This is a genomic window from Paraburkholderia sp. EG304 (genome assembly GCF_046543485.1).
GTDB lineage: Bacteria > Pseudomonadota > Gammaproteobacteria > Burkholderiales > Burkholderiaceae > Paraburkholderia > Paraburkholderia youngii.
Genome location: NZ_JBKGUA010000497.1, coordinates 1 through 252, shown reverse-complemented (window position 1 = coordinate 252; position 252 = coordinate 1). Strand labels below are relative to the sequence as shown.

1 pseudogene is annotated in these 252 nt (G+C 56.0%); it reads right to left on the bottom strand.

Going from position 1 to position 252, the window contains the following annotated elements:
* Positions 1 to 123 precede the first annotated feature (123 nt).
* Positions 124 to 252 (bottom strand): annotated as a pseudogene (locus ACLFKU_RS44890) (IS3 family transposase); the annotation flags it as partial.

Genomic DNA, 252 nt, shown 5'->3' with positions numbered 1-252 from the left:
GCCATGCGGCAGTTCGCGATCCTCTACGAGGATCGCTTCACACGACCCAACAGCTAGAATGAAATTGATCGCCTGCCACGCCTGAAATGTTCAGACGCCTTGCACACAAAAATTCAGACACTCCCACTTCACAGGAGGTCCTTCGCGAAGAACGCCGCCGCTTTTTTTGCGATTTCCAGCTCCATCTGCAAGCGCTTGTTCTCCGCCCGCAGACGCGAAAGCTCCATCTGTTCCGCCGTGACGACCTTCGCC